This window comes from Streptomyces lateritius (assembly GCF_014649715.1).
Classification (GTDB): domain Bacteria; phylum Actinomycetota; class Actinomycetes; order Streptomycetales; family Streptomycetaceae; genus Streptomyces; species Streptomyces lateritius.
In genome coordinates this window covers 302,649-315,756 of sequence record NZ_BMTO01000008.1, presented here as the reverse complement: position 1 = coordinate 315,756, position 13,108 = coordinate 302,649, and the positions used below count along the sequence as shown (strand labels likewise).

The 13,108-nt window shown below is 72.3% G+C and carries 12 protein-coding genes and 1 pseudogene; 7 read left to right on the top strand and 6 right to left on the bottom strand.

Translation table 11 applies throughout. The features are described from left to right. Positions 1-97: 97 nt before the first annotated feature. The gene (locus tag IE136_RS18780; RefSeq protein WP_189600901.1) at positions 98-472 is read right to left on the bottom strand and encodes a DUF3017 domain-containing protein; all 375 of its coding nucleotides are present in this window, start codon (positions 470-472) and stop codon (positions 98-100) included. A 694-nt stretch (positions 473-1,166) separates the two neighbouring features. Beyond that, positions 1,167-2,027 carry a bifunctional methylenetetrahydrofolate dehydrogenase/methenyltetrahydrofolate cyclohydrolase gene (locus IE136_RS18775; RefSeq protein WP_189600900.1) on the bottom strand — a complete coding sequence of 287 codons (861 nt, stop codon included), beginning with the start codon at positions 2,025-2,027 and terminating at the stop codon, positions 1,167-1,169. Between the two features lie 256 nt (positions 2,028-2,283). Here IE136_RS18775 and IE136_RS18770 point away from each other — a divergent pair, with 256 nt between their 5' ends. Further along, on the top strand, positions 2,284-2,910 hold the full coding sequence (locus IE136_RS18770; RefSeq protein ID WP_158989594.1) for a hypothetical protein: 627 nt from the start codon (positions 2,284-2,286) through the stop codon (positions 2,908-2,910). Positions 2,911-2,972: 62 nt separating this feature from the next. Here the strand turns inward: IE136_RS18770 and IE136_RS18765 are convergent, their stop codons facing one another. Beyond that, positions 2,973-4,400 carry a DUF2079 domain-containing protein gene (locus IE136_RS18765; protein WP_229818944.1) on the bottom strand — a complete coding sequence of 476 codons (1,428 nt, stop codon included), beginning with the start codon at positions 4,398-4,400 and terminating at the stop codon, positions 2,973-2,975. 435 nt (positions 4,401-4,835) lie between these two features. Here IE136_RS18765 and IE136_RS18760 point away from each other — a divergent pair, with 435 nt between their 5' ends. The 5 genes from IE136_RS18760 to IE136_RS18740 all read left to right on the top strand — a co-directional run bounded on the left by IE136_RS18760 (position 4,836) and on the right by IE136_RS18740 (position 9,666). Beyond that, positions 4,836-5,222, top strand: a complete 387-nt coding sequence (locus IE136_RS18760) for a peptidase inhibitor family I36 protein (protein WP_158989590.1) — start codon at positions 4,836-4,838, stop codon at positions 5,220-5,222. Positions 5,223-5,334: 112 nt separating this feature from the next. Continuing rightward, entirely contained in the window at positions 5,335-6,345 is a 1,011-nt protein-coding gene (locus IE136_RS18755; protein ID WP_189600898.1) for a hypothetical protein, read from the top strand. Between the two features lies 1 nt (position 6,346). Next, on the top strand, positions 6,347-7,639 hold the full coding sequence (locus IE136_RS18750; RefSeq protein ID WP_189600897.1) for an efflux RND transporter periplasmic adaptor subunit: 1,293 nt from the start codon (positions 6,347-6,349) through the stop codon (positions 7,637-7,639). Next, complete coding sequence (locus IE136_RS18745) at positions 7,632-8,330, top strand: ABC transporter ATP-binding protein (protein WP_229818943.1); 699 nt, start codon at positions 7,632-7,634, stop codon at positions 8,328-8,330. Before IE136_RS18750 ends, IE136_RS18745 begins: the two co-directional genes overlap by 8 nt. Then, positions 8,320-9,666, top strand: coding sequence for an ABC transporter permease (locus tag IE136_RS18740; protein WP_189600896.1), 1,347 nt, complete (start codon positions 8,320-8,322; stop codon positions 9,664-9,666). The genes IE136_RS18745 and IE136_RS18740 overlap by 11 nt, the downstream gene beginning before the upstream one ends. A 91-nt stretch (positions 9,667-9,757) precedes the next feature. On the opposite strand, the gene purH is transcribed toward IE136_RS18740, so the two are convergent. Together purH and purN are read right to left on the bottom strand one after the other, a co-directional pair. Next, the gene (gene purH, locus IE136_RS18735) at positions 9,758-11,320 is read right to left on the bottom strand and encodes a bifunctional phosphoribosylaminoimidazolecarboxamide formyltransferase/IMP cyclohydrolase (RefSeq protein ID WP_189600895.1); all 1,563 of its coding nucleotides are present in this window, start codon (positions 11,318-11,320) and stop codon (positions 9,758-9,760) included. Continuing rightward, a complete protein-coding gene (purN, locus tag IE136_RS18730) occupies positions 11,317-11,931 on the bottom strand; it encodes a phosphoribosylglycinamide formyltransferase (protein ID WP_158989578.1) in 615 nt (204 codons plus the stop codon). The genes purH and purN overlap by 4 nt, the downstream gene beginning before the upstream one ends. A gap of 243 nt (positions 11,932-12,174) precedes the next feature. Here purN and IE136_RS18725 point away from each other — a divergent pair, with 243 nt between their 5' ends. Then, entirely contained in the window at positions 12,175-12,891 is a 717-nt protein-coding gene (locus IE136_RS18725; RefSeq protein WP_158989576.1) for a hypothetical protein, read from the top strand. A 6-nt stretch (positions 12,892-12,897) separates the two neighbouring features. On the opposite strand, the pseudogene IE136_RS18720 reads toward IE136_RS18725, so the two are convergent. After that, a pseudogene (locus IE136_RS18720) lies at positions 12,898-13,108 on the bottom strand (hypothetical protein); the annotation flags it as partial.

Here is a 13,108-nt window from a genome sequence, read left to right as displayed (position 1 = left end):
GCCTTGGCGCGTACATGACCCTTGATCGCAGACGGCGCCCGTCCTCCCTCGGGGGAGAGGACGGGCGCCGTCGTCGTGCCGGGCGATCGACCGGCGATCAGGTGATCGTGAGATGGAGGATGTCCTCCAGGAACGGGATCCTCAGCCAGGGGTCGGGCTGGACCATGAGCGCGAGCAGCACGATGAGCGTGCCCATCAGCCCGTACGTGACCATGTCGGTGAACCGGGACCGCACGGCGAGCATCCCGACGGACGGCAGCGCGCGCCTCAGCCCGGCTCCGGTGAGCAGCGCGAGCCCGACGAGGACCGCCCCGACCCGGAACGACTGCGGGAAGAGGTCCGTCCCGACGACGAGCAACCCCAGCGCGGCCAGGCCGAGCACCGTGAGCAGGGGCCACTGCCGCGCCGGCGCGGGCGCATCCCCGGGAGCGGCCCGCCCGCCCCCTTCGGGGCGCGCGGTGTCGGTGGTCATGCTGGGCGGCCGCCGCGAGCGCGTACCGACAGGCGGCACCGTCCGAGCCCCGGCCCCGGCCCCCGGCGAAGCCTCCGTCCGCGCCCGGTCTCCTGCCCCGGACGCTGCGGAAGCCTCCGTCCGCGCCCGGTCTCCAGCCCGGGAGACGCCAGGCGCCTCTGCCCCGGCCTGTGCCACCGGCCCGGCCTGAGCCACTGCCCCGGCCTGTGCGACCGGCCCGGGCGTGGCCTCCGGCCGAGCTTCCGCGTTCGGCCCGGCTGTGGCCTTGGTCCCGGCCCGGGCCTCCCGTCCGGCCTGCGCCACCGGCCTCGGCTGGGCCTGCGCCCGAGCTTCCGCCTTCGCCGGCACGGCCTGTGCTGCCGGCCTCGGCTGGGCCTCTGCCCCGTCTGCCTCCGGCCTGGCCTTGGCCGGAGTCCCGGCTCGAGCCTCCGGCCGGGTCTGTGCCTCCCGGCCGGCTCGAGCTTTCTTCCCGGCCGAGGAGGCCTCCGCCCCGCCCTCAGGCGTGGTGTTCGCACGGGAGCGCGGGCTCGACCCGGGTCGGGGCGCCGTCCCGGCGGCGCGGAGACGCGGCTCACCGGCGGGCGGGGTGGGGGCCGCGGCGGCGCGGCGGGGGCGCCGCGGGCGTTCGGCCGCCGAGGCGCCGTCGGTGGTGGCCGACGGCTCCGGCCGCGGGTCCTCGGTGGGGGAGGTCATGTCAGAGCGCCACGGCCGCGCGCTCCGCGGCCTCCACGACGTTGACCAGGAGCAGGGCGCGGGTCATCGGGCCCACGCCGCCGGGGTTCGGCGAGATCCAGCCGGCGACCTCGGCGACCCCCGGGTGCACATCGCCGACGATCTTGCCGTCGCCGTTGCGCGAGACGCCGACGTCGAGGACGGCCGCCCCCGGCTTCACGTCCTCCGGCCTGATCAGGTGCGCCGCACCGGCGGCCGCCACGATGATGTCCGCCCGCCGCAGGTGCGCCGACAGATCGCGCGTACCCGTGTGGCACTGCGTCACCGTCGCGTTCTCCGAGCGGCGGGTCAGCAGCAGCGGCATGGGGCGGCCGATGGTCACTCCCCGTCCGACGACCACGACCTCCGCGCCCTTGATCTCCACGCCGTGGCGGCGCAGCAGGGTGAGGACGCCGTTCGGCGTGCAGGGCAGCGGCGCCGGCTCGTTCAGTACGAGGCGGCCCAGGTTCATCGGGTGCAGGCCGTCCGCGTCCTTGGCCGGGTCCATCAGCTCCAGGATGCGGTTCTCGTCGATGCCCTTGGGGAGCGGGAGTTGCACGATGTACCCCGTGCAGGCCGGGTCCTCGTTGAGCTCGCGTACGACCGCCTCGATCTCCTCCTGGGTGGCCGTGGCGGGCAGTTCGCGCTGGATGGAGGCGATGCCGACCTGCGCGCAGTCGCGGTGCTTGCCCGCGACGTACTTCTGACTGCCCGGGTCGTCGCCGACCAGGACGGTACCGAGGCCGGGCGTGATGCCCTTCTCCTTCAGAACCGCCACACGGGCTGTCAGATCGGACTTGATCTCGGCCGCGGTGGCCTTGCCATCGAGAATCTGGGCGCTCATGGACCCATCCTCCCGGATGACCCCTCGCTTGTTCCAATTCGGCCGCGCACGGCCCCGCCCACATGACCGGACCGGCACTCGCAGAGATTGCACCTGCACAACTCCCGGCATTCCGACTGGACAAAAAGTCCGTGGTACGACGACGATGACGGCGCAGTGCCGCGGGCAGTGCCGGGGGGCAAATCGCTCATATGTCGTGCAAGTTCCTCCGCGCGGGCCGCGTCGTCCCCGCACGATCCCACGGAGGAAACCCGCGATGAGCTTCGGCGAACCGAACAACCCCTACGGCCAGCCGCAGGGCCAGCAGCCCGGCTACGGCCAGCCGCAGGGTCAGCAGCCCGGCTACGGCTACCCGCAGCAGGCTCCGCAGGGCGTCCCCCCGCAGTACGGCTACCCCCAGGCTCCCCCGGTCCAGCAGCCGTACGGCGGCGGCTACCCGGGTGCCGCCATGGAGATGCCGGGCGGCGTCAAGGCGGCCCGCGTGATGCTGTGGATCCTCGGCGTCCTGCAGGTGCTCGGCGCCATCGTCATGGTCGCGGCCGGCGGCTGGTTCGCCGACCAGATGGCCGACTCGGGTGAGCTGGGCAGCGACGGCGACAACGCCGCGGCCGCCTTCACCGGGATCATGGTGGTCTTCGGCATCATCGCGCTCGCCTTCGGCGTGTGGGCGATCGTGATGGCGGCCAAGACCCGCTCCGGCGGCAACGGCATCCGCATCTCCGGCATCGTCTACGGCTCCCTGGTGACGCTGGGCAGCCTCGTCAACCTGATCGGTGCGAACGTCTTCGCCCTGATCAGCCTTGTGATGGGCATCCTGATCATCGTCTTCTTCGCGAAGGCGGACGGCGCGGCCTGGTTCCGGCGCCACCAGCAGCAGTACTGATCCACACGCCGAAGGGGCCCGGTTCTCCGAGAACCGGGCCCCTTCGGCGTTGCCCGCGTGGCTCAGCTCCGCTTGAGCACCACGAACTGTCCCGCCTGGAACGACACCTCGTACGGCGCCTCCGGGTGCAGCTGCGAAGCCAGCCGCACCGGGTCCGTCACCGGCTGGGACCAGCCCGAGTTCAGATCGAGGGCGAGGTAGTCGGGGCTGACGCCCTTCGCCCCGCCCACCCAGTAGACCGTGTGGTCCGGGGTGAGATGCGCCATGAGCGTCACGTTGGTCTCCACGCTCGCCCCGTCGGGCACCGCGTCGACCGCCCGCCGGGCGTCCAGCGTCCGGGCGTCCGTACGGTACGTCTCCGAGCGCAGCAGATCCCGCAGCGGCAGCTCCAGGGCGAGCACGATCGCGACCGCCGTCACGACGGGGACGACGACCTTCCCGTACGAGACGAGCAGGGCGCGCGGGGAGGTGCGGACCGTGCGGACGGCGTCGACCAGGGCGAGGAAGACGATCGGCATCAGGATGGCGCTGTAGTGCCAGATCATCCCCCAGTGGTTGGGGTCCTGGGAGAGGAAGCGCCAGCCGAGCGTCGGCAGCACGAGCAGCATCAGCGGGGAGCGCAGGGCGAGGAAGCCGGTGACGCCGACGAGGAAGAAGAGCATCTCCCACTTCACACCGGAGCCGAGCGAGGTGACCAGCGCCTGCGCGAAGGAGACGTCCGCGCCCTCGCTCGACTTCTCGATCTTGGCCCAGTAGTCGTACTGGCCGACCCGGCTCGCGGCCGGGATGAGGACCAGGACCGTCAGGGCGAAGAACGCCACGCCGAAGGCCGCGAGGGCCGCGCCCAGGCGCCGGGCGCCGCGCAGGAAGAGCACCGCGCCGACCATGGCGACGGTGAGCCCCATGTCCTCCTTGACGAGGACGAGTGGCGCGGACCAGGCGACGGCGGCGGTCCAGCGGCCCAGGAGCACGGCGCGGCAGGCCAGGGCGAGCAGCGGGACGGCGAAGGCGATCTCGTGGAAGTCGGACTTGACCGCTTCCTGGAGGCCCCAGGACAGGCCGTAGGCGATCGCGAGGCCGAGGCCGGCGGCCCGGCTGCCGAGCACCTGCTGGGCGGTGCGACCGACGACGACGGCGGAGGCGGCGAAGAGGGCGGCCTGCGCGAAGAGGAGGGCGAGCGGGGAGGACCAGATCCAGTACAGGGGCGCGAGGAGGGCGGTGACCGGACTGAAGTGGTCCCCGAGTATGAGGAACCCGGGACCCTTGATGTCGACGATCGGAGCGCGGAACCCGGCGTAGGCCCTGACGGACTGGTTGAAGATCCCGAGGTCCCAGGAGGGCGTACGGAACTGCTCGTACTGCACCCAGGAGTAGAGGAAGTAGAGGGCGCAGAGCACGCCCGCCACCAGGACGTAGGGGCGCAGCGGCGCCTCCGCGGGGGGGCCGTCGGGCGGCCCGGTGCCTGCCTTCGGGGCGGAGGTCTCCGCCACGGCCCCGCTCTGCACATCCAACACCGCGCCCCCACATACCAGCCGCCGACAAAAGAGCAACCCATTAGACCAGAGAGGACCCGACCGGCGGAATCGTCGGTCAAACCCGCGCGGAAGGGGAAACCCGAAAGAAGATCAAGAGAGTGTGACGCGCGTCACATTGACCGGAGTTGGAATTCACCACTCCACTCCCACGCACACCCCGCCTGTCCGCGATTCCCACTGGCTGCACGCCGAGCGGATGTGCTCGCTCACTGATTCGTCACGAGCGGAATCATTCGATCACCTCGCGATATTTCGGCCACATTTCCACGGCGTGGCCCGAACCCGCCCTGCGGAGCAAAAAGTTCCGTCCGGAGCCCTGAATCGCTGTGCTAACTTCCTCGACCGGCAAGACCCGTTTCTCCCACTCACGGCACGTGAAAGGAAGAGCACATGGTCAAGCGCAGAATGATCTCCGCCGTTCTCGGCACCGCGGCCGCGGCCGGTCTGACGATGGTCGCCTCGGCTCCCGCCCAGGCTGTCGACCGGAACTGCTACGACGGCAACTTCTGCGTCTATCAGGCGCGGGAGTTCAACACGAACTACCCGATGTACCGCTTCAGCGGGGCGGACGCCAACTGGTCCGACCAGTCGGCGATCTACGACAACGACAGCTCCTGGAAGAACCGCTGGAGCGTCACGGTCAAGGTGTACGCCCTGGCCAACTACTCCACGGTGAACACCTGCTTCAACCCGGGATACCAGCTGGGCTCGAGCGGCAGCAGCTCGCAGAACGACAACGGCCGCTCGCACAAGTGGGACGGCACCAGCTGGTGCTGACCCGCCGGCCGGCGGACCGCGTCTTCGCACCACGGTGAACAGCCGGATGCCTCCCCCTCATCGCAGGAGGGGGAGGCGTCCGGCCCCCCACCATAGCTCTGAGAGGACCCAGATGTTCCCCCGTCACCGGATCGGCGCCACCCTGGCCGCCGCCGCTCTGACCGTACTCGTCGGCTGCGGCTCCGGCTCCGACGCGGGCCGCGACGGAGCGGGAGACCCGTCCGGCGGCCCGGACGCGGCGCCGGGAGCGGCGCCGGGTGCGGCGAGCGCCGCCAAGGCCACCTCGGCCTTCAACTCGGCCAAGGAACTCGCCCGCCAGGTCGGCTCGCTGGAGCTGCGGATCACCACCAAGTGCATGGTCGCCCAGGGCTTCACCGTGCACCCGCCGGACCCGGTGGCCATGCCGGACGCCGACGGCGCCGACGGCCCCGAGGGGCGCGTCTCCCCCACCTCCGAGCAGGCCGCGCAGCGCGGTTACGGCGCAGCGCCGGACACCGGGAGCGGGCAGCCGGAGAACTCGCTGCAGGAGCCGCCCGGCCCCTGGCGGGACCTGCCAGAGGGGGAGAAGCAGCGGTACTCCCTGGCCAAGAACGGCGACCCCGACCAGTTGGTCAGCTACGAGACCGGGGAGGGGAAGTTCTCCTCGCCGAGCGGCGGTTGCATCGGGGAAACCCGTAAGAAGCTCTACGGCGACATGCCGAAGTACCTTCGCCTCATGTGGCTCACCGACAACGGAATGCGCCACGAGGCCGGCCGCCAGGCGGAACAGTCCGACGCCTTCCTCAAAGCCGTCGGAAGCTGGTCCTCCTGCATGGAGAAGGCCGGATACCCCGGACTCAAATCACCGACCGACGCGGTGAAGAAGGTCAAGGATTACTACGGCGGAAAAGACGCCGGAAAGAACCTTGACGCGGCAGCCGTGGAAACCGGCCGAAAGAAGGAGATCGCCCAGGCGAAAGCCGACGCGAAGTGCGCCGACACCTCGAAGTACGACGTGTTCTGGCGTACGGCGAATCAGAGGGCACTGAGCGCCCTTTACGTCAAGAACGAGGCCGACCTCGTCGCCTATCAGGAAATCCTGACAGAGGCGCAGAAGAAGGCCCAGAAAATGCTGGAGTCCTGAGGTGGAGATCGGCGGCGGGGACCGCAGGTCGGAAGGCGCGCCCATCGGCGGGGAGAGCGGCCCGGCCGCGCGGCGCCGCTGGGGCCGGATCGCCGCCGCGACCGGTGTGGTCGTGGCGCTCGCCGCGAGCGGCAGCGCCTGGCTCGCCGCCTCCCAGGCCCGTACGCCCGAGCAGCGCGCCGCCTCGGCCGCCGCCCCGCCCCGCTCCAGCGTCACCGTGCCCGCCGAAGCGGGGCCGCTGGTCGACCGCAGGACCTGGGACGGCGTCCTGAGCCGCAGCACCAGCCTCGTCGTGCGCGGCCCCGAGTCAGGCGGGGGAGCGGCCCGCCAGGTCGTGACCCGGCTCTCCGTGAAACCCGGCGAGAAGCTCGGCAACGGCGCCCTCGGAGCAGAGATCTCCGGTCGCCCCCTCTTCCTCCTCGAAGGCGCTTTCCCGGCCTACCGCGACCTGAGCGAGGGCATGCAGGGACCGGACGTACGCCAACTCCAACAGGCCCTGCAGCAGTTGTACGGCACTCCCGTCACCGGCACCTTCGACGACCGTACGGCCCGGGACCTGAAGCGGCTGTACCGGCGGGCGGGATACCGGCCGCTGCTCGGAGCCGAGGGCGGCGGCACGGACTCCGCGCCTGGGGGCGGGGGCGGAGGCGGCACCGGAGTGACCGGTACGAGCGGCACCAGCGGTACGCCCGGTGGGGCGCCGCCAGCCGCCGGCCGGACCGTCGTCACGCTCCCCATGTCCGAGGTCGTCTTCATGGGCTCGCTGCCTGCCACCGTCGGCGAGGTCTCCGGCCGGGTCGGGGCGAACGCCTCCGACCCTCTGTTCACCGTCACCGGCGGCCGCTGGCAGATCAGGATCCCGGTGACCGGCACCGCCCTGCCGGACTTCACCACCCTTCCCCAGGGCACCCGCGCCACCGTCTCCGGCGACCGCCTCGGCGGGGCGGCGCTCCAGGCCACGTACGCGAGGGTGTCGACCGGCACCGCGCGGCACGCCTTCTTCGACGTGGCGGGCAAGGTGCCGGACTCCGCCCTGGGCAGCGAGGTCAAGGTCGAGGCCGTCCGTCGCGGCAGCTCGGCCGACGCCCTCGTCGTCCCGGTCTCGGCACTGTGGACCGACCCCGCCGGAACCGTCTCGGTCACCGTCGTCCAGGGTGAGCGGCGCCGGCACGTCCCGGTCGACGTGGCCCTCACGGTCGGCGGCCGGGCGGCGGTCACCGGCGCGGATCCCGCCCTCAGGAAGGGCGCGCGGCTGCTCGTGGGCTACGCCTACCGGGAGGCCGGTCTTGGCTGAGGCCCCCACCCACGAACCTCGCGCGCCTCGGACGGTGATCGCGATGCGCGGCGTCTCCAAGACGTACCCGGCCGCCACCCCCGTGACCGCGCTCAGGGACGCGACGCTGGAGATCCGTACCGGCGAGATGGTGGCCATCACCGGCCCCTCCGGCTCGGGCAAGTCCACGCTGCTCAACATCCTGGGCCTGCTCGACACCGCGAGCGGCGGCACGTACGCCATGGACGGCGTCGACGTCCGGACGCTCGGCGAGCGCGAGCGGACCCGGCTGCGCGCGACCCGGCTCGGGTTCGTGTTCCAGTCCTTCCACCTCGTGCCGTACCTGACCTGCCTGCGCAATGTGCAGCTGCCGCTGGTGCACACCCGCCACCCGCGCGCGCAGCGGCGCGAACGCGCCGAGCGGGCGCTGCGGTCGGTGGGGCTCGGGCACCGGATCTCCGCGCGTCCCACCACGCTCTCGGGCGGGGAGCGGCAGCGGGTCGCGCTGGCCAGGGCCGTCGTGCACGAGCCGTCGGTCCTGCTGTGCGACGAGCCGACCGGAAACCTCGACTCGGCCAACACCGACCAGGTGATGAAGCTGCTGCGCGCGCTCGTCACCCCCGAGCGCACCGTCGTCGTCGTCACCCACGAACGGGACGTGGCCGAGCGGGCGGACCGGGAACTGAGGGTCGTGGACGGACATGTGGTCTGAACGGGGCGGCCCCGGTGGCGCCCGCGGCGGGCGGGGCCGGCGGGAACGGACCGGGACGGCGTTCACGGACATCGTGATCCAGGCGGTCCACGCCGTCCTCGGCCGACGACTGCGCTCCGTCCTGACGGTCCTCGGCATCGCCCTCGGCATCGCCGCCGCGCTGGCGACCACCGGCATCACGGCGAGCGCCGCCGACGCCGTGTCCGGCCGCTTCGACGCCCTCAAGGCGACCGCCGTGACCGTCCGCTTCCACAACGAGGCGGCACGGCCCACGAACGAGGCGGCGGTACGGGCGCGGAAGCTGAACGGCGTACGGTCGGCGGGGCTGCTCTGCACCGCCGACGAACGTCCGTCGGTCTCGGCCCTCGGCCCCCGCTACGACTGGTCCACCCCGCAGGAGCTGCGCGTCCTCGCCGCCGACGAGGGCGCCCTCGCGGCCCTCGGCGTCACCGCCCGCTCCGGACGGCTGCCCGACGCGGGGCACATGGCGCGCGGTGACGCCGTGGCGGTGGTGGACACGGTGGCGGCCAAGGCGCTCGGCCTGGACGCGCTCCTCGAACAGACCCCGGAGGCGGCCCCCTCGGTCCATCTCGCGGGCCGCCCCTTCACCGTGATCGGCAGCTTCCGGGCCCCGGCCGGGGATGCCCGGCTGACCGGCAGTGTCGTCGTCCCGTACGCCTCCTGCGCCGCCGACGGCGGAGTCCTCAACCGCCCGCCGGCAGCGGCGGAGGACGCGGCCTCGGCAGGGGACGGGGCGGGCGGCGCGGGCGCGGAGACGGGCGGGGGCCGGCAGCTGGTCTTCGGTGCGACCGAGGCGGTCCTGCGCACCGAACTGGGCGCCGCCCAGCAGGTCGGTCTGGAAGCCCCGCTCGCGCTCCACCCCGAGGGGCCGGACCGGCTGGCGGCGATCGTGCCGGCCGATCTCGGCTCCTTCCGCGGCGGAGTGGAGAGCGAGACCCGGGCGCTGTTCCTCGGACTCGCCGGGGTGTCCCTGCTGATCGGCGCGCTCGGCGTCAGCAACACCACCTACGTGTCGGTGGTCGAGCGCCGCTCCGAGATCGGGCTGCGCCGTGCGGTCGGCGCGGGCCGGGCGGCGGTCTCGGCGCAGTTCCTGGTGGAGTGCGGTCTCCTGGGCCTGATCGGCGGGGTCCTGGGCACGGCCGTCGGAGTGGACGTGACGGCCGGTACGGCGCTGGCGAAGGGCTGGCTGGTGGTCCTGGACCCCGCGCTCACCGCCGCCGGGCCGCTGCTCGGTCTCGCGGTGGGCATGCTGGCGGGGGTCTACCCGGCCCTGGCGGCCTCGCGCATCGCGCCCGCGGAGACCCTGCGCGGCTGAAACGGGCGGACGGCCCCTGCCGGTACCTTCCGGTACCGGCAGTGGCCGTCCTCGATCACACCCGACCGGTGTCAGGTCAGGTGAGGTCAGGTCAGTGGAAGAAGTGGCGCGTGCCGGTGAAGTACATCGTCACGCCGGCCTTCTTCGCGGCCTCGACCACCAGCTCGTCGCGCACCGAACCGCCCGGCTGCACGACCGCCTTGATGCCCGCCGCCGTGAGGATCTCCAGGCCGTCCGGGAAGGGGAAGAACGCGTCCGACGCGGCGAACGCGCCCCGGGCTCGCTCCTCGCCCGCGCGCTCGACCGCGAGCTTCGCGGAGTCGACACGGTTGACCTGGCCCATGCCGACGCCGACCGAGGCACCGTCCTTGGCGAGCAGGATCGCGTTCGACTTGACCGCGCGACAGGCCTTCCACGCGAAGGACAGCTCGGCCAGTTCGTCGGCGGAGAGGGCCTCGCCCGTCGCCAGCGTCCAGTTCGCCGGGTCGTCGCCGTCCGCCTGGAGACGGTCGGTGACCTGGAGGAGGGCGCCGCCGTCGATGAGCTTGACCTCGACCGGGTTGGCCGGGGCGCCCTCGGCGCGCAGGACGCGGATGTTCTTCTTCTTGGCCAGGACCTCGACGGCGCCGTCCTCGTACGCGGGGGCCACGATGACCTCGGTGAAGATCTCGGCGACCTGCTCGGCCATCGCCACGGAGACAGGACGGTTCACCGCGATCACGCCGCCGAACGCGGACAGCGGGTCGCAGGCGTGGGCCTTGCGGTGCGCCTCGGCGACGTCGGCGCCGATCGCGATGCCGCAGGGGTTGGCGTGCTTGATGATCGCGACGCACGGCTCGTCGTGGTCGTACGCGGCCCGGCGCGCGGCGTCGGTGTCCGTGTAGTTGTTGTACGACATCTCCTTGCCGTGCAGCTGCTCGGCCTCGGCCAGACCGCCCGTGCCGTCCACGTACAGCGCGGCGCCCTGGTGCGGGTTCTCGCCGTAGCGCAGCACGTCGGAGCGCTCGTAGGTGGCGCCCAGGAAGTCGGGGAAGCCGCTGTCGTCGGCGGCGGCGTAGTCGTCTGCGAACCAGGAGGCGACGGCCACGTCGTACGCGGCGGTGTGCTGGAAGGCCTCGGCGGCCAGGCGCTTGCGGGCGGCGAGCTCGAAGCCGCCCTCACGGGCCGCGGTGAGCACGTCGTCGTAACGGGCGGGGCTGGTGACGACCGCGACGGAGGGGTGGTTCTTGGCGGCGGCGCGGACCATGGACGGGCCGCCGATGTCGATCTGCTCCACGCACTCGTCGGGGGTGGCTCCGGAGGCGACGGTCTCCCGGAACGGGTAGAGGTTCACGATCACCAGGTCGAAGGGCTCCACGCCCAGCTCGGCGAGCTGGTTGCGGTGGTCCTCCAGGCGCAGGTCGGCGAGGATGCCGGCGTGCACGCGCGGGTGGAGCGTCTTGACGCGACCGTCCAGGCACTCGGGGAAGCCGGTGAGCTCCTCGACCTTGGTGACCGGCACGCCGGCCGTGGCGATCTTCGAGGCGGTGGAGCCGGTGGAGACGAGGGAGACACCCGCCTCGTGCAGGCCGCGGGCCAGCTCCTCCAGGCCGGTCTTGTCGTAGACGCTGACGAGTGCGCGGCGGATGGGGCGCTTCGTACCTTCGGCGGTCACGGGATTGTTACCTTTCGTCCCTCAATGCGGTAGCCGTGCCGGGCCAGACGCCCCACGACCTCGACGAGCAGCGAGCGCTCGACTTCCTTGATGCGCTCATGGAGAGCGGCTTCATCGTCCTCGTCCCGGATCTCGACCACGCCCTGGGCGATGATCGGACCGGTGTCGACACCGTCGTCGACGAAGTGGACGGTGCATCCGGTGACCTTCGCGCCGTACGCGAGTGCGTCGCGCACTCCGTGGGCACCGGGAAAACTGGGGAGCAGTGCCGGGTGGGTGTTGACGACCCGGCCGCCGAAGCGGGCGAGGAACTCCTTGCCGACGATCTTCATGAAGCCGGCCGAGACGACGAGGTCGGGCTCGTACGCGGCGGTGGCCTCGGTCAGGGCGCGGTCCCACGCGTCGCGCGTCGGATGGTCCTTGACCTTGCACACGAAGGTGGGCAGCCCGGCACGCTCGGCCCGCTCCAGACCGGCGATGTTCTCGCGGTCGGCGCCCACGGCGACGATCTCCGCCCCGTACCCCTCGGGGTCGGCGGCGATGGCGTCGAGCAGGGCCTGGAGGTTGGTGCCGGACCCGGATACCAGGACGACGAGGCGGGCGGCGGCCACTGAGTCACTCTTTCCGTGGTGTTTGTACGGTCGTACGAACGAATCGTGCCCCTCGATACGGGGAACCCTACGAATGGCCCGACGGTCAGCAACGATACCGGCACACCGGACGGCCCCCACGGGACGGGGGCGTGGGCGGGGGGTAGCGTCTGGGTTCTACGACAGACGAGACAGCAGTTGAGACAGCACCTGAGACGGCAGTTGAGACAGCAGTTGAGACGACAGAGGGAAGACGTTCAGCAGATGCCGGAACGCCAGTCCACCGACGACGACAATCCGTTCGCGCCGCCGCCCGAGGGGCAGCCGGACCAGCCGTGGCAGCCGCGGCGGCCGGAGGGCTCGGACGACGACTCGCCGTCCGGCTCATCCGGGACTTCCCGGGGCCGCTGGAGCAGCCGCCAGCCCGGCCGCTCCTCGGACGGCTTCGGGCGCCGCCCGGAGCGCCAGGGCGGGCCTGAGCAGGGCCAGAAGCCGGGGCCGAAGTGGGATCCGACCGACCCGGCGCAGCGGCGTGCGCGGTACGCGCTGCTCTCGGGCATGTGGGCGTTCTTCTTCGCGATCTTCGAGATCCAGGAACTGGCGCTGCTCCTCGGCGCGCTGGCTCTCTACTGGGCCGTGAGCGCCCTGCGTGCCAAGCCGAAGGCGGCCACGGCGGCCGCGCCGGCGGCCGGGACCGCCACGACGGCAGCGACGGTGACCGCGACGAAGACGGAGACCGCGTCGGCGGTCGGTGCCGCCGCCGCTGCCGCCGCTCCGGCGCGCGCGCAGCGCACGGCGGCCGTCAGCGGCCTGGTCGCCGGGGCTCTGGCCCTGCTGATCGTCGCGGGCAGCTTCACCCTCCAGCTCGTCTACCGCGACTTCTACACGTGCGCCGACGACGCCCTGACCCACGCGGGCCAGCTGGCCTGCAACGACCTGCTGCCGGAGCCGCTCCGGGAGCCCTTCGGGGTTCCCAAGTAGGCAACGTCAGGCGGACGGCGCCGGGGGCTCCACGGTCTCCGGCGCCTCCGCGCGTCCGGGGCCGGAAGGCTCGTCGGACGAGGGCACCGAGGACGGTTGTCCGGGCAGCAGCGGGGGTGGGGGCGACAGAGTCGGTTCCCAGGCGGCGGGCAGGAAGTCGTACGGCTCGAACCCCGGCTCGTCGTCCTTCTCCGTGCCCGGACCTGCCGTGGTCACG

Excerpts from the sequence above, each read along its gene's own strand:
- IE136_RS18780 (WP_189600901.1), bottom strand. The coding sequence starts at position 472 with ATGACCACCGACACCGCGCGCCCCGAAGGGGGCGGGCGGGCCGCTCCC.
- IE136_RS18775 (WP_189600900.1), bottom strand. The coding sequence starts at position 2,027 with ATGAGCGCCCAGATTCTCGATGGCAAGGCCACCGCGGCCGAGATCAAG.
- IE136_RS18770 (WP_158989594.1), top strand. The coding sequence starts at position 2,284 with ATGAGCTTCGGCGAACCGAACAACCCCTACGGCCAGCCGCAGGGCCAG.
- IE136_RS18760 (WP_158989590.1), top strand. The coding sequence starts at position 4,836 with ATGGTCAAGCGCAGAATGATCTCCGCCGTTCTCGGCACCGCGGCCGCG.
- IE136_RS18755 (WP_189600898.1), top strand. The coding sequence starts at position 5,335 with ATGTTCCCCCGTCACCGGATCGGCGCCACCCTGGCCGCCGCCGCTCTG.
- IE136_RS18740 (WP_189600896.1), top strand. The coding sequence starts at position 8,320 with ATGTGGTCTGAACGGGGCGGCCCCGGTGGCGCCCGCGGCGGGCGGGGC.
- IE136_RS18725 (WP_158989576.1), top strand. The coding sequence starts at position 12,175 with ATGCCGGAACGCCAGTCCACCGACGACGACAATCCGTTCGCGCCGCCG.